Source organism: Pseudomonas sp. NY15435 (assembly GCF_048068295.1).
GTDB lineage: Bacteria > Pseudomonadota > Gammaproteobacteria > Pseudomonadales > Pseudomonadaceae > Pseudomonas.
Genome location: NZ_JBLUQA010000005.1, coordinates 299,374 through 322,558, shown reverse-complemented (window position 1 = coordinate 322,558; position 23,185 = coordinate 299,374). Strand labels below are relative to the sequence as shown.

General features: G+C 65.3%; 18 protein-coding genes. 9 read left to right on the top strand and 9 right to left on the bottom strand.

Features of this window, described 5'->3' with window-relative positions; translation table 11 throughout:
• Positions 1-4: 4 nt before the first annotated feature.
• On the bottom strand, positions 5-1,684 hold the full coding sequence (locus tag ACNFH5_RS14380; protein ID WP_416746933.1) for an AMP-binding protein: 1,680 nt from the start codon (positions 1,682-1,684) through the stop codon (positions 5-7).
• Between the two features lie 502 nt (positions 1,685-2,186).
• Here ACNFH5_RS14380 and pbpG point away from each other — a divergent pair.
• The 4 genes from pbpG to ACNFH5_RS14360 all read left to right on the top strand — a co-directional run bounded on the left by pbpG (position 2,187) and on the right by ACNFH5_RS14360 (position 5,767).
• On the top strand, positions 2,187-3,119 hold the full coding sequence (pbpG, locus tag ACNFH5_RS14375) for a D-alanyl-D-alanine endopeptidase (RefSeq protein WP_416746931.1): 933 nt from the start codon (positions 2,187-2,189) through the stop codon (positions 3,117-3,119).
• Between the two features lie 240 nt (positions 3,120-3,359).
• Positions 3,360-3,836: a PaaI family thioesterase gene (locus ACNFH5_RS14370; protein WP_416747324.1), complete on the top strand. Its 477-nt coding sequence runs from the start codon at positions 3,360-3,362 to the stop codon at positions 3,834-3,836.
• Positions 3,837-3,851: 15 nt separating this feature from the next.
• Complete coding sequence (locus ACNFH5_RS14365; RefSeq protein ID WP_416747322.1) at positions 3,852-4,991, top strand: thiolase family protein; 1,140 nt, start codon at positions 3,852-3,854, stop codon at positions 4,989-4,991.
• Between the two features lie 209 nt (positions 4,992-5,200).
• Complete coding sequence (locus tag ACNFH5_RS14360; protein ID WP_416746928.1) at positions 5,201-5,767, top strand: TetR/AcrR family transcriptional regulator; 567 nt, start codon at positions 5,201-5,203, stop codon at positions 5,765-5,767.
• Between the two features lie 280 nt (positions 5,768-6,047).
• Here ACNFH5_RS14360 and ACNFH5_RS14355 read toward each other — a convergent pair whose 3' ends face one another.
• On the bottom strand, positions 6,048-6,854 hold the full coding sequence (locus tag ACNFH5_RS14355; RefSeq protein WP_416746926.1) for an SDR family NAD(P)-dependent oxidoreductase: 807 nt from the start codon (positions 6,852-6,854) through the stop codon (positions 6,048-6,050).
• A 339-nt stretch (positions 6,855-7,193) separates the two neighbouring features.
• Between ACNFH5_RS14355 and ACNFH5_RS14350 the strand changes: the two genes are divergently transcribed.
• Positions 7,194-7,331, top strand: coding sequence for a PSPA7_2676 family Cys-rich small protein (locus ACNFH5_RS14350; protein WP_416746924.1), 138 nt, complete (start codon positions 7,194-7,196; stop codon positions 7,329-7,331).
• A gap of 67 nt (positions 7,332-7,398) precedes the next feature.
• Here the strand turns inward: ACNFH5_RS14350 and peaD are convergent, their stop codons facing one another.
• From peaD to ccsA, 5 genes are all read right to left on the bottom strand, one after another.
• A complete protein-coding gene (peaD, locus tag ACNFH5_RS14345; RefSeq protein ID WP_416746922.1) occupies positions 7,399-8,532 on the bottom strand; it encodes a quinohemoprotein amine dehydrogenase subunit beta in 1,134 nt (377 codons plus the stop codon).
• Between the two features lie 29 nt (positions 8,533-8,561).
• On the bottom strand, positions 8,562-8,885 hold the full coding sequence (qhpC, locus tag ACNFH5_RS14340; protein ID WP_015477047.1) for a quinohemoprotein amine dehydrogenase subunit gamma: 324 nt from the start codon (positions 8,883-8,885) through the stop codon (positions 8,562-8,564).
• Between the two features lies 1 nt (position 8,886).
• Positions 8,887-10,317 carry a quinohemoprotein amine dehydrogenase maturation protein gene (gene peaB, locus ACNFH5_RS14335; protein ID WP_416746919.1) on the bottom strand — a complete coding sequence of 477 codons (1,431 nt, stop codon included), beginning with the start codon at positions 10,315-10,317 and terminating at the stop codon, positions 8,887-8,889.
• 211 nt (positions 10,318-10,528) lie between these two features.
• Positions 10,529-12,100 (bottom strand): quinohemoprotein amine dehydrogenase subunit alpha, encoded by a 1,572-nt coding sequence (gene peaA, locus ACNFH5_RS14330; RefSeq protein WP_416747320.1) that lies wholly within the window; start codon positions 12,098-12,100, stop codon positions 10,529-10,531.
• 340 nt (positions 12,101-12,440) lie between these two features.
• Entirely contained in the window at positions 12,441-14,624 is a 2,184-nt protein-coding gene (gene ccsA / locus ACNFH5_RS14325) for a cytochrome c biogenesis protein CcsA (RefSeq protein ID WP_416747318.1), read from the bottom strand.
• Positions 14,625-15,114: 490 nt separating this feature from the next.
• Here ccsA and ACNFH5_RS14320 point away from each other — a divergent pair, with 490 nt between their 5' ends.
• Positions 15,115-16,788 (top strand): MFS transporter, encoded by a 1,674-nt coding sequence (locus ACNFH5_RS14320; RefSeq protein WP_416746917.1) that lies wholly within the window; start codon positions 15,115-15,117, stop codon positions 16,786-16,788.
• Between the two features lie 412 nt (positions 16,789-17,200).
• Positions 17,201-18,694, top strand: a complete 1,494-nt coding sequence (locus ACNFH5_RS14315) for an aldehyde dehydrogenase family protein (protein ID WP_138216217.1) — start codon at positions 17,201-17,203, stop codon at positions 18,692-18,694.
• A gap of 236 nt (positions 18,695-18,930) precedes the next feature.
• Here ACNFH5_RS14315 and ACNFH5_RS14310 read toward each other — a convergent pair whose 3' ends face one another.
• Both ACNFH5_RS14310 and ACNFH5_RS14305 read right to left on the bottom strand, forming a co-directional pair.
• On the bottom strand, positions 18,931-19,590 hold the full coding sequence (locus ACNFH5_RS14310; protein WP_416746915.1) for a glutathione S-transferase family protein: 660 nt from the start codon (positions 19,588-19,590) through the stop codon (positions 18,931-18,933).
• A 63-nt stretch (positions 19,591-19,653) separates the two neighbouring features.
• Positions 19,654-20,823 carry an MFS transporter gene (locus ACNFH5_RS14305; protein WP_416746913.1) on the bottom strand — a complete coding sequence of 390 codons (1,170 nt, stop codon included), beginning with the start codon at positions 20,821-20,823 and terminating at the stop codon, positions 19,654-19,656.
• A 118-nt stretch (positions 20,824-20,941) separates the two neighbouring features.
• On the opposite strand from ACNFH5_RS14305, the gene ACNFH5_RS14300 reads away from it, so the two are divergent.
• Together ACNFH5_RS14300 and gabP are read left to right on the top strand one after the other, a co-directional pair.
• Entirely contained in the window at positions 20,942-21,439 is a 498-nt protein-coding gene (locus ACNFH5_RS14300; protein ID WP_416746911.1) for a MarR family winged helix-turn-helix transcriptional regulator, read from the top strand.
• Between the two features lie 284 nt (positions 21,440-21,723).
• Entirely contained in the window at positions 21,724-23,136 is a 1,413-nt protein-coding gene (gene gabP / locus ACNFH5_RS14295) for a GABA permease (protein WP_416746909.1), read from the top strand.
• Positions 23,137-23,185 lie beyond the last annotated feature (49 nt).

The following is a 23,185-nucleotide window of genomic DNA, read 5'->3' as shown; positions in this document are numbered from 1 at the left end:
ACGATCAACCACGCTTGGCGCGCACCTCTTCGATGCTGATCTCGCGCATGCGGAACTTCTGGATCTTGCCGGTCACCGTCATCGGGAACTCGTCGCAGAAGCGGAAGTGACGCGGCACCTTGAAGTGGGCGATGGCGTTCTTGCAGAAGGTGCGCAGCTCATCTTCCTCGACGCTGTGGCCGGGGTGGAACTTGACCCAGGCCACCAGCTCTTCGCCGTACTTCTCGTCGGGGATACCGATCACCTGGGCGTCGGCCACGGCGTGGTGGGTGTAGAGGAATTCCTCGATCTCGCGCGGGTAGATGTTCTCGCCGCCGCGGATGATCATGTCCTTGCTGCGGCCGACGATGCGCACGTTGCCCGCTTCGTCCATCTCGGCGAGGTCGCCGGTGAGCATCCAGCGCGCCGGGCTGATGGCCTCGGAGGTCGCCTGCGGGTTGTTCCAGTAGCCCAGCATCACGCTGTAGCCACGGGTGCACAGCTCACCGATGGTGCCGCGCGGGACGATGCGGCCGTCGGCGTCGATGATCTTGCTTTCCAGGTGCGACTGAGTGCGACCCACGGTGGTGACGCGGGTTTCCAGGTCGTCCTCCGGGCCAGTCTGCAGCGATACCGGGCTGGTCTCGGTCATGCCGTAGGCGATCTGCACTTCGGCCATGTGCATCTCGTCGATGACCCGGCGCATCACTTCGATCGGGCAGGTGGCGCCGGCCATGATGCCGGTGCGCAGGCTCGACAGGTCGAAGTCGCGGCGAGTCGGGTGGTCCAGTTCGGCGATGAACATGGTGGGTACGCCGTACAGCGCGGTGGCTTTTTCTTCCGCCACTGCCGCCAGGGTCGCCTCGGGCTCGAAACTGGGCGCCGGGTAGATCATGGTAGAGCCGTGGGTCAGGCAGCCGAGATTTCCCATCACCATGCCGAAACAGTGGTACAGCGGCACCGGGATCACCAGGCGGTCGTGCTCGGTGAGGCCGAGGCTGTCGCCGACCATCAGGCCGTTGTTGAGGATGTTGTAGTGGCTGAGCGTGGCGCCCTTGGGGAAGCCGGTGGTGCCGGAGGTGTACTGGATATTGATCGGCTCGTCGAACTGCAGCAGCGCCTGGCGCTCGGCAAGTTCGGCGGCGGCAATACCCCGGCCCAGCGGCTCCAGTTGGCTCCAGCGCAGGAAGCCGGCGGGTGCGCTATCGGACAGGCTGATCACCCCGCGCAATTCCGGCAGGCGGTCGCTGGACAGCTCGCCCGGCCGCCCCTGTCCCAGCTCGGGCAGCAGGTCGGCGAGCATGCCGTGGTAATCGGAGGATTTGAAAGCGTCTGCGCACACCAGCCAGCGGCAGCCGGATTGCTTGAGCGCGTACTCAAGTTCATTCACCCGATAGGCCGGGTTGATGTTGACCAGCACGGCGCCGACCTTGGCGCTGGCGAACTGGGTAATGCACCACTGCGCGCAGTTGGGTGCCCAGATGCCCAGGCGGTCGCCGGGACGCAGGCCCAGGGCAAGGAAAGCGCGGGCGACGCCATTGACCACCTCGGCCAGTTCGGCCCAGGTGTAGCGCAGGTTCTGGTGACGCACGACCAGGGCTTCGCGCGCAGCGAAACGCCCGACGGTGGTATCGAAGGCAGCGCCAACGGTCATCGCCAGCAGGGGTTTGTCCTGGGGGCCGCGGGTGTAACTCAGGTGGTTCATGGCTTTCCCTTGTTGTGCTTGTTCTGGGATCAACGCTGAACGATCGGCCAGGCAGCGGCGCAGAGCGCCGTAGGCCAACCTGCCCGCGCAATCTGACTGATCGGTCGCGGGCTGCGAAGCATGTTTACGTTAACGTAAAGGTAAACGCAACCCCGACCATCGACCACGCGATACGCCGGCTGCCTCCGCACATTTCAGGATAGTCAGTCACAAAGCGTGCCATAGGACCTGAACCCCATAGCCGGCGCGCCCTTCAGAAGATTTAACGTGCTTCGTCAATGCACCTGGCCGGTTGCATTTCGCAACAGCTCGGGCAAGCTGCCGCGCCGCGATTGCCTGCACGGGTCGCGGCCTCTGCACGGCGGTCAGCGCAACGTCTCAACCTGTCGCAATCTGAGACGTTGCGCGCTACGTGCGCCCAGGCGGACCTTGCATTAGAATTCGCCGAAAATGCCTACATGGATGTAGACAAATTCCCACTCAATGCTTGCGAATCACATCCATGACTAGTCGTCGTTCGATACTGAGCCTGCTGTTTGCCTGCGCCGCTGTTGTCTGTTCATCGAACACTTTCGCTGCCACCCCCGCCAAGGCGGCGTCCCCCAAAGAGCTGGTGCTCGCCTCCGGTAGCGCCCTGGTGGTCGACCTGGAGAACGGCAAGACCCTCTACTCCAGCAATCCCAACCTGGTGGTGCCCATCGCCTCGGTGACCAAACTGATGACCGCCATGGTCACCCTGGACGCCAAGCTGCCGATGAATGAGCTGATCCCCGTGGACATTTCCGAGACCGCCGAGATGAAGGGCGTGTTCTCCCGCGTTCACCTGGGCAGCATGATCAGCCGCCAGAACATGCTGCTGCTGGCCCTGATGTCCTCGGAAAACCGCGCCGCCGCCAGCCTCGCCCACAACTATCCGGGCGGTTCCAGGGCCTTCGTCGCGGCCATGAACGCCAAGGCGAAATCCCTCGGCATGACCAGCACCCACTATGTCGAGCCCACCGGCCTGTCGATCCACAACGTCTCCGACGCCAACGACCTGATCCGCCTGGCCAAGGCCGCCTACACCTATCCGCAGATCCGCGCGATGAGCACTACGGCGACCAGCGACGCACGCTTCAGCAAGCCCAGCTACTCGCTGAGTTTCTTCAATACCAACCCGCTGGTGCGCAACGGCAAGTGGGACATCCGCCTGACCAAGACCGGCTTCACCAACGATGCCGGCCACTGCCTGGTGATGGTCACCATGATGAACGGCCGTCCGGTTGCCCTGGCCCTGCTCGATGCCTTCGGCAAGCGCACCCACGTGGCCGACGCCGCGCGCATCCGCCGTTGGGTGGAGACCGGTGTCGCCTCGCCGGTGCCCGCCGTCGCCCTGCAGTACAAGGCCCAGCGTAGCCAGGCCCGTGCGGCCGGCATGACCGCCACCGCCGAGTAAGCTCCGTCCCCGCGCTGGCGGAGCTCGCTCCGCCAGCCGCCCTCTCCTGCCTGCCCTCGCTTTACTGTTCTCGACCTGTCGCTTCAGCCCTGCTGGATGGCGCATCCATCACTTATATTCTGATCATCATTCAATGCTAGTATGATGACCGTAATATTTAATTGCTGGAGCCTTGCGATGACCGAACTGACCCTGACCCGTGAACAGAAGATTGCTGCCTGGGAGATGGCGGCCGCGCAGATGCGCCAGCGCCTGGCCGAGCCCGGCGTGGTTTCGCTGCAGGAGTTGCGTGGCAAGACGCCGCAGGAGTTCTTCGATGGCATCGGCGCCGGCGAACTGCCTGCCCCGCCGATCAATGCGCTGATCGGCTTCGTGCCGCTGGAGTGGAGCCAGGGTCGCTTCATCTTCCAGGGCACCCCGGACATGCGCCACTACAACCCCCTGGGCACTGTGCACGGCGGCTACGCGGCCACACTGCTGGACTCGGCCATGGGCTGTGCGGTGCACACCATGCTCGAATCCGGGTTGGGCTACACCACCACCGACCTGCGCATCAGCTACATCCGCGCGCTGACCCGTGACACCGGGCCGATCCGCGCCGAGGGCACCATCGTGCATATCGGCCGTTCCACAGCCCTTGCCGAGGGCCGCCTGTACGACGTGGACGGCAGGCTCTACGCCACAGGGTCCACCACCTGCCTGATCCTCGGGCGCTGACAGCTGTTCAGGAGACTGACCATGACTTCCGTAGTGATCGCGGGTTATGCCCGCTCCCCCTTCCACTTCGCCAAGAAAGGCGCGCTGATCGACGTGCGTCCGGATGACCTCGCCGCGCAGACGGTCAAGGGCCTGGTCGCACGTAGCGGCCTGGACGCCAAGCTGATCGAAGACCTGATCATGGGCTGCGCCTACCCCGAGGCCGAACAGGGCATGAACCTGGCGCGCATCACCGGCTTCCTCGCCGGGCTGCCGGAGACGGTGGCCGGCGCCACGGTGAACCGTTTCTGCGGCTCGTCCATGACCTCCATCCACTTCGCTGCCGGGCAGATCCAACTCGGCGCCGGTGATGCCTTCATTTGCGCGGGCGTGGAATCCATGACCCGTGTACCCATGGGCGGCTTCAACCTGTCGCCCAACCCGCGCCTGCTGGCAGAATTCCCGCAGGCCTACATGCCCATGGGGCAGACCGCCGAGATCGTCGCCGAGCGCTTCGGCATATCGCGTGCGGACCAGGAAGCCATGGCCGTGGATTCCCACGCCAAGGCCGCCCGCGCCCGCGAGCAGGGCCTTTTGGCAGCGGAGATCGTGCCCATCGACACGCCCAACGGTGTGGTCAGCGAAGATGGCTGCATCCGGCCCGGCACCAACCTGGAAGCACTGGCGCAGCTCAAACCCGCCTTCGGCGGCAGCGTCACCGCCGGCACCGCCTCGCCGCTCACCGATGGCGCAGCGGCCGTGCTGGTGTGCAGCGAAGACTTCGCCCGCGACAACGGCCTGGACATCCTGGCGCGGGTGAAAGCCGTCGCCGTGGTTGGCTGCCCGCCGGAAATCATGGGTATGGGCCCGCTCTACGCGACCCGCAAACTGCTGGACCGCAGCGGACTGCGCATGGCCGACATCGACCTGGTGGAGATCAACGAGGCCTTCTCCAGCCAGGCGCTGGCCTGCCTGCGCGGGCTTGAACTGGATATCGACCGGGTCAACCTGCACGGCGGCGCCCTGGCCATCGGTCATCCGCTGGGGGCTACCGGCGCACGCATCACCGGCAAGGCAGCGGCGCTGCTGAAGGAAACCGGCGGGCGCTATGCCATTGCGACCCAGTGCATTGGCGGCGGGCAGGGTGTGGCGACGTTGCTGGAGGCCGTGCGCTGAGCTGAGAACCCGCTCCTGCAAGGAGAGTTTTCGAGCGGTGCGACAACATCGCGGACGGAGTCCGCTCCTACGGGCTCAGCCTTGGGTAGGAGCGGACTCCGTCCGCGATCGTCTTTGCGCGTACGCCGGTGCCTGCCCTGAATCACCTCCCCTCGCCCACCCTGCGTTAGAATGTCACTCAGCATTCCATGATCCGCAGGAGACCGGTCATGCGTTATTCCGAAGACCACAAGGCCCAGACCCGCGAACGCATCATCAACGAGGCAGCACAACGCTTCCGCAGCGAAGGCGTGGACGCCACCGGCCTGCAGACGCTGATGAAGGCCCTGGGCCTGACTCACGGCGGCTTCTACGCGCACTTCAAATCCAAGGACGAGCTGGTGGAAATCGCCCTGCAGCAGGCCGCTGAGCAGTTGCGCCCGGTGGTCGACCAGCAGTTCCAGAAGGCCGAGCCGCTGCCTGGCTTCATCGACCAGTACCTCTCCCCCGGCCACCGCAACACGCCCGGCAAGGGCTGCCCGCTGCCGACCATCTCGGCGGAGCTGGGCGCCCGTGGCCATGCCAGCGCCACCACCGACGCCATCGTCCAGGCGCGCATCGACGCCATCGAGAAGGCACTGCCCAGCGAGCACGCCGAGGACGAGAGCGTGGCGCTGCTCGCCACGCTGATAGGTGCGCTGGTGCTGTCGCGCAGCGTGGCTGATCCGGCGATGTCCGACCGCATCCTGGAAAGCACACGACGGCATCTGAAGCGGGAGATTGACGCGGCGGAGTGATTGTCGCGGCTGCCAGGCCGTGTCCGGCCCATTTACGCAATGGGCCGGTATTCACCTGTTGGTCCATGATCCGCCGCAGGATTTCGCGGACAAGGTCCGCTCCTACGGCGCGGTGGGCAGTCGTAGGAGCGAGCTTGCTCGCGAACCTGCACGGCACGGTGGGAAGCGGTTCGCGAGAAAGCTCGCTCCTACAATGAGACCGGCCGCATCAATTTCCAGATGCGCATAAAAAAGCCCCGGCGCAAGGCCGGGGCAAGCTTTTCGCCACTCAGTTACTCGGTTACGCCACTGCCACGCCATAACGCTGCGCCGGGGCGCTGCGCGAGAGGTTCGGCGCCATCTTCAGGCGCGCGGCGGTAAAGGCTTCGAACTCACCCGCATCCGGCAGCGCCGGCAGGGTCACCACTTCGCCCTGGGCCAGACCGGCCAGCGCGGCGTCGACCATGTGGTTCACGTCCATCAGCATTTCCGCCGGCAGTGCGGAGATGTCGGTGCCGGCACGGTCCCAGATTTCGGTACGGGTGGCGCCTGGCAGCACGGCCTGGATGCGCAGCCCTTGCGGGGCCAGTTCCTGTTGCATGGATTGGGTCAGGTTGAGCACGAAGGCCTTGGTGGCGCTGTAGCTGCCGTTGAACAACTCCGGCGCCAGCGCCAGCACCGAGGCCACGTTGATGATGGTGCCGCGACCACGCCCGACGAAGGCCTTGGCGGCGGCGCCAGCCAGGCGCGCGGTGGCGGTGACGTTCAGCTCGATCATGCTTTCCAGACGATCCAGGTCGGTTTCCAGCAGGGTGCCGTTGATCGCCACGCCGGCGTTGTTCAGCAGCAGGCTGATGCTGGCATCCTCGGCCAGGCGCGCTTCGACGCGAGCACGATCCTCGCGGCGGGTAAGGTCAGCCTTGAGCACATCCACCGAAACGCCGTATTCCTCACCCAGACGAGCGGCCAGGGCTTCCAGGCGTTGCTGGTCGCGGGCCACCAGCAGCAGGTCATAGCCCTGGGCGGCCAAGCGTTGCGCGTAGGTGGCGCCGATGCCGGAAGAAGCGCCAGTGATCAGTGCGCGGCCCAGTTCGGATTTGGCATTCATGGTTCTTTCTCCAGTGGGGCGACTCCGCCCCGCATGCAAGGGATGTGAGGGCCCGCAGGCCGTCTGGAATGTCCGACCCGATTTGAATTATGGCCGTCATCTGAAGCTAAATATTATGCTCATAATATTATCTGTCAAGACCCATTTCCTAAGGGTGACGAGTGGTAACCAGAGCGGCGGCAGACTGCACTGGACGGGCCATGGCGGCCATTTGGCGGTTTAGATTGCCCATTCTAGAGGGCACGCGAGAGGCTGCCTGCGTCTCCACACAAGAACAAACCGGGAGCCACCCTGCACCTTTCTGCCTGTCTCAACACCGGCGATGCCGGAGGAGGACACATGCGATTGCGCTGCTTTTTCCTGGGCTGTGTTTGGGATGAAGGGAATCTGACCGAGGTCGGCCATGTGCCGATGGTTTGCCAGCGTTGTACGCGCTGCGGTGCGCAGCGTTATCTGAGCCCCGAGCCGGAAGTCTGAAGTCGGCCCGAAAAGAAATGCCCGGAGCACGCAGGTGCTCCGGGCATCGGGTCTCGCTCGGTAACTATCAGTTGGCCACGAACGCCTGGCTGGTGGTGATCGCCATATCGCCGCCGGGCAGCTTCAGATCGCCGAGGCGCTCCAGGCTGTCGGCATCGAAGATCGCCACGTCGTTCAGGGTGCCGGTCAGGTACAGCTTGGTGCCGGCCTTGTTGGTCGACAGGCAGTAGTACGAGTGGTCCAGGTTCGCCGCCTTGACCAGCTTCTGCTCCTTGATGTCGTACTTGGCCAGGCGGTTCAGCACGCCGTAGACGATGTTGCGGTCCTTGGCCGAGCGGATGCCGCTGAAGTACACCTCGGTGACCGGTCCGAAGTCGACGGTCTCGGTCTTGCCGGTAGCCAGGTCGATGTTGAAGAAGCCGTAGAGGAAGTCGGCCGTGGCCATGTCCTGCTTGGCGTCCTTGAACTTCGCCGTGGTGTAGAGCAGCGAGAAGTCACGCGGGTAGGTCTGCTGGTTCCACACGTAGAGCACATCTGGCGGCGCGTAGTTGGGACGCTTCCAGTTGCGACTGGGGATGATCACGTCGAACTTGCCGGTCTTCACGTCCACCTTGTAGATGTCCGGGCCCGCCACGTAGAGGGTGCCGTCGTCGCCACTCTGCATGATGGTCAGCTGACGCGGCGCCGGGAAGGTGCGCACCGGCTTGGCGCCCATGCCGTCAGCCACCGAATACACCTGCAGGCGCGGCTGCTGCACCTCGTAGTGCTCGGCGAGGATCAGCGTCGGGTTGGCGATGGCGTAGATCTCCTTGCCGTCATGGCTGACGGTCATGGAGAACATCGCCCGCGCGTTCTCGCCCGGCTTCTGCGCGATGGTGGCGTGGAACACCGGTTTGCAGTCATCGAGCTGGATGCCGTAGATGTCCGCGTAGTGGTTGCTGAGGATGTAGACGGTCTTGCGGTCCGGCGACAGCTGGGTCATGCCTGGGCCGTAGGCGCCGGGGATGGTGCAGGTCTTGAACAGTTTGTCGGTCTGCATGTCGATGACGTGCAGATTGTTCGGGTAGTTGGTGCTGATCAGGTACTCGTGGCCACTTTCCAGCGCTTTGCCCGTATCGGCGCCGGCATCGGCGGCGACGGCTTGCAGCGCGCAGGCCAGCGAGAGGCCACCGAGCGCGGCGGCGAATGCTTTTCTGGACATGCAGGTTTTCCTCTTGTTCTTCTGACTGCTCATTTGTCGTCCGGGAATACGGTGCCGAGGTTGCGCCAGTTCTCGGCCGAAGCCTGCGCATCCTTGTTCCAGTCGGGGTAGGTGCTCATCATGTCCGGCACCTGGGCCGGCCACCAGCAAGGGTCGGAGCAGCCGTAGAGGTCCGCTTCCATCGGCTGGCAGAGCGAGGACACGCCGCCGAACACGTCGACTTCCCAGCCCGGGTCGGTGGTGGCTGCGCAACCAGCCACGGAGTTCATCGCCACCACGTCCTCGATGCGATCCTCGGCGGCGGCCTGTTCGAGCTTCTGTGCTTTGGTGTTGATCGCTTTAAGATGTTTCATGTCAGTGCGCCTTCCGCGGAGTGATGTGGCGGTCGATGAAGCTGGGGTTGGAAGCCATGATCCGGCTGTAGACCTCGATGCCGAAATCGACCCAGTCCCTCATCAGTTCGCAGTAGTGGTAGGTGGGGTGCGCCGGGTCGCCATAGCGCGCATAGCTCTCGTGGTAGCAGCCGCCGGAGCAGAGGTTGCGGATGTGGCAGCTGGCGCAGCCGGTGTCGGTACGGTCCAGGCGCTGCGACAGGAAGTCGTTCAGCTCGGCCTGCTTCACCCCTTCATGGACGTTGCCGAAGGTCGGCAGTGACGAGCCAGTGAAGCGGTGGCACAGGTTCAGCTCGCCCTTGTGGTCCACCGCCAGCATCTTCAGCCCGGCGCCACACGGCAGGGCTTTCTTCTGCCCTTCGTGGATGTCGGTGATCAGCTGGTGCAGGTTGGAGAAGCCGATATTGCGCCCTTGCAACGCCTCGTCCAGGTAGCGGCGACCGAGGGCCTTCATGCCGGCGAAGACCGCCTTCAGCTCGTCCCCGGTGAGGTTGTAGCTGCTGATATCGCCCGAGGTGACCGGGGCGAAACCGACTTCGGCGAAGCCCATCTCGTTGAACAGGTGGTTCCAGATGGTCTCGACATCAGTGACACCGGTGGTCAGGGTCACCCGTGCGCCGACCGGCCGCGCGGTGTAGCGCGACAGCAGCATATCGGCCTTGCGCCGCACCACGTCATAGGTGCCCTGCCCGCCCACGGTGATGCGGTTGCGGTCGTGCACCGTCTTCGGCCCGTCGATGCTGATGGACAGCCCGAAGCGATGGGCGTTGAGCCAGTCGACGATTTCCTCGGTGAGCAGCGTGGCGTTGGTGGTCATGACGAAGTCCACCGTCTTGCCCAGCTCACCGAAACGGCGCTCGCAATACGCAACCATGTGCTCGATCAGCGGGCGGTTGGACAGCGGTTCGCCGCCGAAGAACACCACGGTGTAGCGCTGCTCGTCGGGGGACTCCTGGATCAGCATTTCCACCGAGGCTTCGGCGGTTTCCGCGGCCATCTTCTTGCCGGCGGAGGGCTTGTCCAGGTCTTCCTTGTAGCAATAGGTGCAGCTCAGGTTGCAGCCGGTGTTGACGTTCAGCACCACGGTGTTGAGCGCGGTGCGGTCAACCTTCTTGATGCCGATTTCAGGGGTCAGCGGCGAGCCGTCGCTGACCAGTTCCAGCGCGATCAGCTCGCGCAGGGTCTCGTCGATTTCCTCGGCGCCGAAGCGCCCGGCCAGGCGTTGGGTCAGCTCGTCCGGCGAGCAGGCATGCCCGCGCAGCGCGTCGATGATCCCGCCGGTCAACTCGTCGCTGGCGAACAGCGAGGAGCTGGGGATATGGAACAACAGGCGGTCGGCGTCGACCTGCACTTCATGCAGGTTGCGCTCGACCAGATTCAAGATGGCGCCCATGGCGACCTCCCGGAACATACTTGTCATCCCCGCCCGGGTTCCCTGCCAGTATCGGCTGCGCGTCGGCCGGCCTTCGTTAAAAACATCTGCGGAATGCTCATTTGCAGTTGCAAACTCCGCTTCCACCGCTGTTTTTGCCTTGTCCGTCTCTAGCTCGCTCGATCCTGATCAGGGCCCCAAGTGAGGCGTTCAGTTCATCTGATCCCGTTCATCACGGAATCGGCGGGTTGTTCCAACGCTGCACGGTGACGATCATGTGCCCTTCGCCCTTGTGCGACTGGCCGGCGTCGTCCACCGCGGCGATCACCTTCAGGTTGCCGGCGTTGTTGGTCATCATCTTGCGCGCCGGATTCGGGCCGGCGTCGCCCGGTGTGAAGATGCCGCTGTCAGCGTCCATCACCCCGGCGTACTTCACGTCCTCATCTTCCTTGGCGCGATCATCGAAGGGCTCCACCGACCAATGCGCGGGGAACACACCGATGCGGAACGGCTTGCCATCGGCGCCCTTGCCCCAGGCCTCGGCGTCGAAGCTGCCCTGGACCTTGGGCGTGGAGCCGCCATTGCCGCCGATGCGGGAGATGGAGAACTCCGGCACCACCTTCACTTCGGCGATGTCCTTGTACACCGCGAGGCTGCCGCCCTTGGCGGTGCCCACGGTGACATCGCGTTCGCCCACGGCGGCAGCGGCATCGGCCTTGACCTTGACGGTCACGCGCTCGGGCGTCTCGGAAACCACCGACACCACCTCCACGCCCTTGCCGAACGATGGCTTGCCCTTCAGGCCGGTGCCGACGACGCTGACTTCGGTCTCTGCACCGGCCTTCAGGTAGGCAGGCTGCACGCCCAGCACGTGGCTGGTGCCGTCCTTCGCCGCGACGAAGTCCAGGCCGCGCTCGTCGTGGGCCTTGTCGAACATGCGGCCCTGCATCTGGCCATTGAGGGCGGCGAATACCTGGCGCATGGTCACGTCGCCGACTTTCACCGCGCCGCGCCATTCGTAGCCGTTGTAGAGCACCGCGCTGCCCTCGCCGTCGAACGGCGAGCCGTCGGCATACTTGCCGGTCACGCTGACCTTGAAGGCATCATCGCCATCCTTCGCCACCTTCATGGTGCCGGCAACATCACCCTTGCCCGGCATGTGCCCGGCGAAGCTCCATTCCCCAGCCAGTGTCTCGGCCTTGGGTCGGTTCTTCTGCCAGTCGCTCCAGGCCTTGTCTTCCAGCGGGAAGCGTTTGGCCAGCTCCGGGACCATCTCTTTCTTCGCCAGGTCGAACCAGTCGCGGTCGCGGGCCAGGGCCTGGTATTCCAGCGACGGCCAGCGGCCGAGGTGGAAGTTCACCAGCTTCTCCCACTCCGCCGCCGGGCGACGTTGCAGGGCGATACGCGCGCCCGAGTGGCAACGGGCGCACATCTGCTCGAAGTTGGTATCGAATTTCTCGACGGTGTTCAGCCGGCGCTCGAGGGCGTAACGCACGCCTTCGGTCTCGCTGGGTGCCAGGCCCTGCTTGTCGGCGAGGAACTTGACCACCGCACGACGCTCCTCGTCGGTGATCTTCAGGCCGTACATCACCTGCATGCGGCCGATGCTCATCAGCCAGCCCTCGGGGGTCTTGCGCTGGTGGCTGATACGGCTGAGGGAATTGTTGCCTTCGGGCGTGTGGCACGCCTGGCACTTGGCGTTGATGATCGCCTGGCCTTCGGGTGCGGCCTGGGCCGTCTGGTGGAGCGCAAGGGCCAGTGCGGCCAGGGTTCCGGCACCCAGATAGTGCCGAAGTCGTGTCATCTTCAAGGTCAGGCCTCCTCGGTATTCTTGTTGGTTATTGGCGCCCACCGATGGGCTAAGAACCTGCTTACGATCTGCTGCGCGTCGGCAAAACTGCGTTGAAATCGATTTCGGGATGCTCATTTACAGCGAGTAAACTCCGCTCCCTCGCCCGATTTCGCCTTGTTCTGCTCTAGCTCGCAAGATCGTCAGCAGATTCCAAGAGCGAGCTCTTGAAAGCAGTTTTGCAGGTTGTGTGCCACTCCTTTGCAAACCCCGCCAAATCAGGCCTTCGGCGGTATTTGCAGGCACGCCCGGTGGGTGCCACCGGGGTTGCGACGTCACATTTCGCGATTGCTGTCTAACTCTGAGACAGGGCCTGTGAGACACCCTGCGAAGCAGTATGGTCCGGCTTGCGCAAAGCGCCGCCCGCCGGCAGCAACAAGGCGCCGGACAGCATGGTCAGCAAGCCGACCCACACCAGCGAGAGGAACGGGAAACGGCGCACCACCACCACGCTCTCGATGTCGTCGCCCGTTTCCTTGAGCAGACGCGCCGAAGCCGGCACCCAGATCTGCAGATCACCACTCCAGCCGCGGACGATGAATGGATGCAGCACATAGCCGCGGTCCGAGGCGAAGCGCGCGTAGTGGTAGTCGAGGATTTCGCAGAGCTGGCGCACCGGTCCCTGGTAGGCCGGCGGGTTGCCCCGGCTGTCCTGGAACAACGCGTGGCCGGCCAAGGTTCGCTCGCCATCGCGCAGCTCGACCTTGGCCACCGCGTGGTAGCCGGAGAAATCCGGGCGGCTGGAGTCCGGCGAGACGCGCATCTGCATGCCGCCGATCACCGCGTGCCACTCTTCGAAGGACGTACCCGGCGGGATGCTGATCTGCTGGTAGCTGTTCAGCGCCGTGGCGGCCAATCCGCCCACCAGCGCGATCACCGCGCCGCCATGCACCAGCGCCAGCCCGCCGCTGTAGCGCAGGTTGCCCACCCGCCGGCTGCGCCACAGGCTCTGCACGCCCCACAGCAGGCAACTGAGCATCAGGAAGGCGCCGCCCAGCAGTGCCGCGTCCAGCCACGGCAGCACCCGCACGATGTTCTGCGAGAGCATGCCGTCGCCGTTGTAGCCGCCGCTCAGCCAGCCGCCGCGCCAGCCGGTCCAGAGCATCACAGCGGCCATCAGTACAGTCGCCAGCAGCGCCAGCCGGGGGCGACCGCAACGGCGCAGGAAGCTGTAGCCGCCCATCAGGCCGAGTGCCGCCAGCAGCGGCACCACCGCGTTTGCCAAGCCGTAGCCGTTGACGTCCCACTGGTCGAAGGCGCGGCGCAGGCTGTCCATCTCGGCGGTGGTGGCCCAGGCGGTCAGGGTCTCGAAGAAGGGCTTCAGCTCGCTCGGCCGTTCCATTCCCAGCCATTCGTAGAGGTGCGCCTGGAGCAGCGCACCGAGGGCCAGCAAGCCGGTGCCGGCGAACAGGTAGATGGCGACGTCAAGCGTCCAGTCCGAGGCCCCGCGCCGCCGCCCTGCTCGCTTGCGCAAGCGCCACCCCGACAATAGATGGAACGCTGCAAAGGCCAGCAGGATGAATGCCAGCGCCAGATGGCTGAACCAGGAGGTGGTGCCGATGTAGCGGTGCGAACTGGCGAGCACCGTGCTGCGGGTCACCGCCATGGCGCCGCAGGCCATGGCCGCCGCCAGCAGGCTGAGCACGGGCAGCATCCGTGCGTAGGAACCGTCCGCACGCCAGCGACGAGCACCGTGCAGCACCGCGCCGAGCAGCGCCCAGATGATGAACGCCGAGGTCTGCACCGGGTCCCAGTGCCACAACTGGCCGTAGGTGAAATCTTCCATGGCCCATGCCATGCCCACGCCAATACCGGCGCTGAGGACCAGCCAGGCGCGGCGGCTGTAGCGCGGCATCACCCAGCCATAGGCATGGCCGCCTCGTCCCAGCGCTTCCAGCGCGGCACCGGCCGGCGCCAGCACCCAGGCGTAGGCGCAGAGGATCAACGGTGCATGCAGCGACATCCAGAAAGTCTGCAGGTGGGCGTTCATGCCCTGACTCGGCTGCGCCGCCAGCCAGTCCGCCGGCGTCGCGCTGAAGGGTCCGAGCCAGGCGGCCGTGGCGACGTACCAGGCGGCGATCAGCGCCATGCCGCGCCCTGCCCAGCCGGTCAGGGACGAACTCTTCAGGGCAATGGCCATGCAGAAGGTCGCCAGTAGCAGCACCGTACCTTCGTCACCGCCCCAGAGGTTGGAGAACTTCAGGTAGGCCGGCAGCGCCGCGCTGCTGTAGAGCCACGCGTAACGCAGCTGGAAGTGGTCGGCCACCAGGTGCAGCCCCAGGGCCAGGCAGGCGCCGCCGAGCGCGCCGAGGGCTACCGGCCAGGACAGTCCACGCCACTCGCTCCGCACTGCGCCGAGCGCAATCAGGCCAGCCAGCCCCCAGAGCAAGGCATTGCCCGCACCGGGCAGCAGCCACAGCACAAGGCAGGTCAGCGCGGCGGCCAGCGGCCCCGCAATCCACGGCAACGACAGGTGCATCCTCTTCAAGCCAGGCCTCCTTGTGCAGCGCCGACGTGGCGCTGGGCGAAATCCCGAGCTCTTCACGTTGCGTGCCAGAGGGAAAAATCCTTGTGAAACAGTCGGCTGCGCTCAGGTGCCGAACCACCAGGCGTGGCAGATCGCGACAGCTGTAGCAGCCTGAGACAGCCCCAGCCGTTATAGACGATGGTCTAATTGCGCGCATTTCCAGCCAGGGAGTGGCAAACCTCGAGGCGCCAGCCAGACGCCTTGCGTCATCCAGCTTGTCCAGAACAGGTGCCAATCCGCGCCAGCCGGGGCTTTGCCGGTGGTCGCGAGTGGCCAGATGCGTGAGAACGATTATGCTTTCAGGTGACCTTGCGGCCTGCCGCAGGGCCGCCTGTATTCACGCATCGCGCAATCCGTACGACCTGTCATCAGCCCTGGGCTTGAGTGCGGTAACGGAAACAGAGGGACTCCGGCCCAAAACAACAACAAGACGGAGACGAACATGGCGCAGACATACAGCCCGGCCGCGGGCAACGCTCCTCACAGCGGAATCACCAAGGAGGAGCGCAAGGTCATCTTTGCCTCCTCCCTGGGTACGGTGTTCGAGTGGTACGACTTCTACCTCTACGGCTCCCTGGCGGCGATCATCGCCAAGCACTTCTTCGCCGGGGTCAATGAAACCACTGCCTTCATCTTCGCCCTGCTGGCCTTCGCCGCCGGCTTCGCGGTACGGCCCTTCGGTGCCATCGTGTTCGGCCGCCTGGGCGACATGATCGGGCGCAAGCACACCTTCCTCATCACCATCATCATCATGGGCATCTCCACTGCCGTGGTCGGCCTGCTGCCGGCCTACGCCAGCATAGGCGTCGCCGCGCCGATCATCCTGATCACCCTGCGACTTCTGCAGGGCCTGGCACTGGGCGGCGAGTACGGCGGCGCGGCAACCTACGTCGCCGAGCACGCCCCCAAGGGCAAGCGCGGCTTCTTCACCTCGTGGATCCAGACCACTGCGACACTGGGGCTGTTCCTCTCACTGCTGGTGATCATGGCCTGCCGTACCGTGCTCGGCACCGAGGCGTTCGAAGCCTGGGGCTGGCGGATTCCGTTCCTGCTGTCGATCCTGCTGCTGATCATCTCGGTGTACATCCGCCTGCAGCTCTCCGAGTCGCCGGTATTCCTGAAGATGAAGGAAGAAGGCAAGGCGTCCAAGGCACCGCTGACCGAATCCTTCGGCCGCTGGGACAACCTCAAGGTGGTGATCATGTCGCTGCTCGGCGGCACTGCGGGGCAAGCCGTGGTCTGGTACACCGGGCAGTTCTACGCGCTGTTCTTCCTGTTGCAGACGCTGAAGATCGACGCGCAGACCGCCAACCTGCTGATCGCCGGCTCGCTGCTGCTGGGGACACCGTTCTTCGTGTTCTTCGGCAGCCTGTCCGACCGCATCGGCCGCAAGAAGATCATCATGGCCGGCTGCATCCTCGCGGCGCTGACCTACTTCCCGATCTTCCACGGCCTGACCCAGTTCGGTAACCCGGACGTATTCGCCGCCCAGGAGAAGAACCCGGTAACCGTGGTCGCCGACCCGAACGCCTGCTCCTTCCAGTTCGACCCGGTGGGCAAGGCCAAATTCGTCAGCTCCTGCGACATGGCCAAGAGCCTGCTGGCCAAGCGCGCGATCCCCTACGAAAACCTCAAGGCCGAGACCGGCGCGATGGCCCAGGTGCACATCGGCGACAAGGTCATCGCCAGCTTCGAAGGGGCCGGCATGCCGGCGGCGGAGTTCAAGGTGCAGTCCGAAGTCTTCACCGCGCAGCTGGCCGCCTCGCTCAAGGAAGCCGGCTACCCCGAGAAGGCTGACCCTTCGAAGATCAACCACCTGATGATGCTGGTGCTGCTGACCATCCTGGTGATCTACGTGACCATGGTCTACGGGCCGATTGCCGCCTGGCTGGTGGAACTGTTCCCGACGCGCATCCGCTACACCTCGATGTCGCTGCCCTATCACATCGGCAACGGCTGGTTCGGCGGCTTCCTGCCCACCGTCGCCTTTGCCATGGTGGCGGCCACCGGGGACATCTACTACGGCCTCTGGTACCCCATCGTCATTGCGGTGATGACGGCGGTACTGGGCATCCTGTTCCTGCCGGAGACCAAGGATCGGGATATCAGCAACTGAAGGGTCGTACCAAACCGGAGAGCCCCTCTCCCCAGCCCTCTCCCTGAAGGGAGAGGGGGTTTCCGTGCCGTTCTGGCTGCCGTGGTTCCCAGCGCCTACGCGCTATCGCACCCCAGCGAAAGCAGCATGTCAGCAGGAAAGTACCGTGGCCACGCTTCGCGCCAGGCCAGTCCCCTCTCCCTTCAGGGAGAGGGTTAGGGAGAGGGCACGCCCTGCTCCGCCCCCTCTGAAAACGCCCCTTCAAACGTCTCAACTGCTGTCGCAATGTGCGACAGCAGCTCCACTTCGTCGTCATTCATAAATTAAATAATTACTTAAATTTCAATTAGTTAAATGTAAATAACAGCCTTGGCACAGCCGTTGCGATGCTCCGCCTCAACGTTCCTGAAACAGACAACAAGAGGCCACCGCAATGCTCGCTTCCCTGCCCATCAAGCCCGAATCCCGCGCCTTCCTGCAGCGCGCGCCGAAGATGCTCATCGGCGCGGACTGGACCTCCGCCAGCGACGGCGCCCTGATGGACCTGCGCAACCCGGCCACCGGCGAAGTGCTCTGCCAGGTACCCGCCGGCACCGCCGCCGATGTCGACCGCGCCGTGCGCGCCGCGCGCCAGGCCTTCGATGACTCCGCCTGGAGCCGCACCCGCCCGCGTGAGCGGCAGAACCTGCTGTGGAAGCTCGCCGACCTGATGGAGCGCGACGCCGACCTGCTGGCCGAGCTGGAGTGCCTGAACAACGGCAAGAGCGCCGCCGTCGCCCGCGTGATGGACGTGCAACTGGCTATCGACTTCCTGCGCTACATGGCCGGCTACGCCACCAAGATCGAAGGCACCACGGTGGACGTGTCCATGCCGCTGATGCCCGATGGCGAATTCCACGGCTACATCCGCCGCGAAGCGGTCGGCGTGGTGGGCGCCATCGTCGCCTGGAACTTCCCCCTGCTGCTGGCCTGCTGGAAGCTCGGCCCAGCGCTGGCCACCGGTTGCAGCGTGGTGTTGAAGCCCGCCGACGAAACCCCGCTATCCGCACTGAAACTCGCCGAGCTGGTGCTCGAAGCGGGCTACCCGGCCGGCGTGTTCAACGTCGTCACGGGCGCGGGCATCACCGCGGGTGCCGCCCTCTCCCATCATCCGCTGGTGGACAAGCTGACCTTTACCGGCTCAACCCCGGTGGGCAAGGAAATCGGCAAGGCGGCCATGGACAACATGACCCGCGTGACCCTGGAGCTGGGCGGCAAGTCGCCGACCATCGTCATGGCCGACGCGGACCTTGCCACCGCCGCCGCCGGCGCCGCACAGGCGATCTTCTTCAACCAGGGCCAGGTCTGCTGCGCCGGTTCGCGCCTGTACGTGCAGCGCAAGCACTTCGACAACGTGATCGCCGACATCTCCGGCATCGCCAATGGCATGAAGCTGGGCAACGGCCTGGACCCGAGCATCGACATGGGCCCGCTGATCTCCGCCAAACAGCAGAAGCGCGTGTTCGACTACATCGAACTGGGCCGCGACAAGGGCGCCACCATCGCCTGCGGTGGCGAGCAGTTCGGCCCCGGCTACTTCGTCAAACCCACGGTGATCGTCGACGTCGACCAGAAGAACCCGCTGGTGCAGGAAGAAATCTTCGGCCCGGTACTGGTCGCCATGCCCTTCGACGACATCGAGGACGCCCTGCGCCTGGCCAACGACAGCCCCTACGGCCTGGGCGCGAGCATCTGGTCCAACGACCTGGCGGCGGTGCACCGCATGGTGCCGCGCATCAAGTCCGGCTCGGTGTGGGTCAACTGCCACAGCGCACTGGACCCGGCGCTGCCCTTTGGCGGCTTCAAGATGTCCGGCGTGGGCCGCGAGATGGGTGCCGCCGCCATCGAGCACTACACCGAGCTGAAATCGGTGCTGATCCGGCTGTAACTCAACCTTGTCTACCTCGCCCGCGCATCCCCTGCGCGGGTCTTGCATCCCTCGCTCACGGCAGTGCGCGGGGGATTTTTTTGTGCCTGCTTCCAGAAGCCTGCGCAGTAGCCGAACCGAGGGCCCTCTGTAGGAGCGAGCTTGCTCGCGAACAGATTTACCGGCGACTTGGATGCTGGGCGGTTCGCGAGCGAGCTCGCTCCTACAAAAGCAGGCGGCACTGGCTCTGGGGAAACTCAATCCCGATCCGGCGCCCCCAGCGGGAACAGCGGTCGGTGCGGCCTTGCCTCCTCCACCGCACGGGCGAACGAAGGACGCGCCAGCAGGCGGGAGCGATAGGCGCGCAGGGTCGGATACTGGTCGCCAATGGGGTGGGTCCAGTCGGCATAGAACAGCGATGGCGCGGCGGCACAGTCGGCAAGGCTGAAGCTGTCCCCCGCCGCCCAGGCGCGGCCGGCCAACTCTTCTTCCAGCCAGGCATAGGCCAGTTCGAGCTTGCTCACCGCATGGGCCAGCCCTTCCGCACGCTTGGTCGCCTCGCCGCTCATGGCGCCCAGCACGGCGTGCTGTACCGGGGTCATCACGTGCCAGTCGAAGAAACGGTCGAGGAAGCGCACATCCAAAGCCTTCAGCGCATCGTCCGGCAACAGGCGCACCGGGCCAGGGTGCTTCAGGTGCAGGTACTCGATGACGATGCTGGTCTCGGCGACGCTGTGTGCGCCGTCCAGCAACACCGGGAATTTTGCCAGCGGCCACAGGCGCAGCCAGTGCGCGCCATTTTCCGGCTCATCCGGGCCGAGGCCGCGAAACTCGAAAGGCGTGGCGTTCTCGTAGAGGGCGATCAGCACCTTCTGCGTGTAGGAGGAAAACGGATGGCCGAACAGGACGAGGGACATGGCGGGTCACCTGGGCAGACGAAAGTACTCAGCCTAGACCCGAATGACCGCGCCATGGATTTCTCAGCAGACCTGCACCTCACCTGCCGACGGGCGCGGCGGTGCGAAGCGGCTGGCAAGGACAAGCATCACCAGGCAGACCAGCGCCATGCCGATCCAGGCCGGTGCCAGGCTGGCCATGGATTGTCGCGCCAGCCCCGCCAGCAGCGGGAACAGCGCCGCGATCAGGTAGCCCACGCCCTGCACGAACCCAACCAGCGCACCGGCTTCGGCGGGGCTGCGGGCGCGATCCATGGCGACGATCAGCGACAGCGGGAACAGCGCGCCGATGCCCAACCCGAGCCCGATCATGGCTACCAATACCAGCTGCTGCGGCCAGAGCACCAGCACGATCAGGCCGCCGAGCAGCAACGCGATCGCCAGCAGCAACGCCGGGCGACGGTCCGGCAGACGGTCGATGAAGGCGGACACCAGCAAGCCGGCGACTACCTCGGTCATCGTCAGCCCGCCAAGCAAGGCGCCTGCCTGGGCCGGCGTCCACCCCAGGGAGGTGTAGTACGGCGGCAACCAGGCCAGCACCAGCACGTAGGCGCCCGTGCCCAGGCCGAAGAACAGCGCCAGCCAGGCCCCGCGCCGGGCGATACCGGAAAAGGCCGGTGCTGCCGAACTGGCGGGCGCCTCGCCCTTCGCGGCTCGCATCCAGACCGGCAGCGCCAATACGGCAGGCAGCGCCCAGAACGCCAGCGCTGGCAACTCGCCCCAGGCTTTCGCCAGCCACGGCGAAGCCGCACTGGCCAGCACCGCCCCGCCCATGATCGCCGTGGAATAGGCGCCCATCGCCCCGCCGACCCGCGCGCCGAAGCGCTGGCGAATGAACACCGGCAGCAGCGCCTGGCAGGCGGCGATACCCAGGCCGGCGAGCACCGCGCCTCCCAGCAGGCCGACCTGCCCGGGCAGCAGACGCAGCGCGCAGGCCAGGGCGATCAGCACCAGTCCGAGGGCCACACCACGACGCACGCCGAAGTGGCGCAACAGCTGCGCGGCACCCAGCGCCCCAAGGCCCATCAGCAGCACCGGCAGACTGGTGAGCAGGCTGGCAAGGCTGTCGGACAGCTTTGCGGACGCCTGCAGCGCATCCAGCAGCGGACCGATGGAGGCCAGCGCCGGGCGCAGGTTGAGGCCGGCCAATACGACCGCCAGCAGGCAGGCGGCCAGGGAAATGCTTCGGGACATGGGACGCATCCTTTCAGTGGGGCGCCGGCACTTGATCCAAGCGGCGGCACAGGCGAATATCTCTACATCAAGACAAATCCAATGTATCTCGACATCAAGATAAAAAGGAAGCCCCCCCATGGACAGAGCCGCGTTCGCCGTCGAGCAATGGCGCCAGCAACTACCCGAGCTCGATACCGACGGCATGCTCCTGCTCGGCCGGCTCGGCGAGGCCGCACAACTGATCGCCCGCGACCACCTCAACCCACTGTTCGCCGAGTACGGCCTGCAGCCGGGCGAGTTCGACGTGCTCGCCACCCTGCGCCGCAGCGGCCCGCCCTTCCGCCTCACGCCCACGGTGCTTTACGAGGCGGCGATGATTTCCTCCGGCAGCATGACCAATCGCCTTGACCGCCTGGAGAAACAGGGCCTGGTGCAGCGCATGCCCAACCCCGAGGACGGCCGAGGCTCGCTGGTCGGGCTGAGCGAAGCGGGCCTGGCGCTGATCGACGAAGCCGTCGGCGCCCACGCGGATAACCAGCGCCGGGTGCTCTCCGGCCTGAGTTCGGCTGAGCAGAAAAAGCTCACCGGCCTGCTGGAAAAACTCCTCGCCAGCCTGCCCGACGCCCACCGTTAAGCGAGCGCCCGCCGGCTTCGGCGGCGGGCCTTCGCGCACAGGAACCATGGTTCCAGAGCGGCCGGTGGCCACTACTCCGGCTGCCGCCGATGTCGTTTTTGGTCATGCCCGCGGCGATTTCGAGCAACTCGCCACCCACCCACTGCCTTAGCTTGAGCCCCGCGTGAAGCGCATTGCCGCCACGCGGACTCCCCGCCTCGCCTTGCGCACCAGCGGCTGCGGGAAGCTGCGCCCGGCTACGCGTCATCGCGCCCTACATAACAATTTCAATAAAAGGCCGACAGATGAGTGCTCCCAGTGCAAAAGGCGCCAATGGCGATCTGGTGCAGGGCTTCAAGCCCCGCCATGTAACCATGCTCTCCATCGCGGGCATCATCGGCGCGGGGCTGTTCGTCGGCTCCGGTCACGCGATCGCCGCCGCCGGCCCCGCCGCCATCGTCGCCTACGCCCTCTCCGGGCTGCTGGTGGTGCTGGTGATGCGCATGCTCGGCGAGATGGCCGTGGCCAGCCCTGACACCGGCTCCTTCTCCGCCTACGCCGACCAGGCCATCGGCCGCTGGGCCGGGTTCACCATCGGCTGGCTGTACTGGTGGTTCTGGGTGCTGGTCATCCCCATCGAAGCCATCGCCGCCGGGGTCATCCTCAACAACTGGTTCCCCCAGGTCGAGACCTGGGTGTTCGCCCTGTCGATGACCCTGCTGCTCACCATCACCAACCTGTTCAGCGTGGCCAAGTACGGCGAATTCGAGTTCTGGTTCGCCATGCTCAAGGTGGTCGCCATCGTCGCCTTCATCGGCCTCGGCGCGGCGGCGCTGCTGGGCTTGCTGCCGGGGCGCGAAGTGAGCGGCCTGCACAAGCTGGTGGGCGAGCATGGCGGCTTCATGCCCAACGGCTGGACGGCGATCTTCAGCGCACTGATCACCACCCTGTTCAGCTTCATCGGCACCGAGGCGGTGACCATCGCCGCCGCCGAATCCAGCGATCCCAGTCGCAACATCGCCAAGGCCACACGCTCGGTGATCTGGCGTATCAGCGTGTTCTACCTGCTGTCGATCCTGGTGATCATCTCGGTGGTGCCATGGAACGACCCGCGCCTGGTGGAGATCGGCTCCTACCAGCGCACCCTGGAGCTGCTGAACATCCCCAACGCACAACTGCTGATGGACCTGGTGGTGCTGGTCGCGGTGGCCAGTTGCCTGAACTCCTCGGTGTACATCGCCTCGCGGATGATCTATTCGCTCAGCCGCCGCCACGACGCGCCGGCCTTCATCCAGCGTACCTCCGCCGCAGGCGTGCCGCGCGCGGCGGTGATCGCCAGCACGCTGATCGGCATGTTCACCACCCTGCTGAATTTCTTTGCGCCCGGCCGACTGTTCGAGTTCCTGCTGGCCAGCTCCGGCTCCATCGCCCTGCTCGTCTACCTCGCCATCGCCGTGTCGCAGCTGCGCATGCGCGGCATCCTGCGCCGACGCAACCACGAACTGGTGTTCCGTATGTGGCTGTTCCCCTGGCTGACCTGGCTGGTGATCGGGATCATCAGCTTCATCCTGGTGGTGATGTTCATCATGCCGACGCACCGCATCGAGGTGAGTTCGACCCTGGCGCTGACGGTGATCATCATCCTGCTCAGCCAGACCAGCCGGCGCACGTCGCCCCACACCCAGGCCACCATCGGCCGCAGCGCCGTACGCGGCTGAACCGCACGCCCACATACGCAGACGAGGTGCCGATTGGTCGAACGCCGCC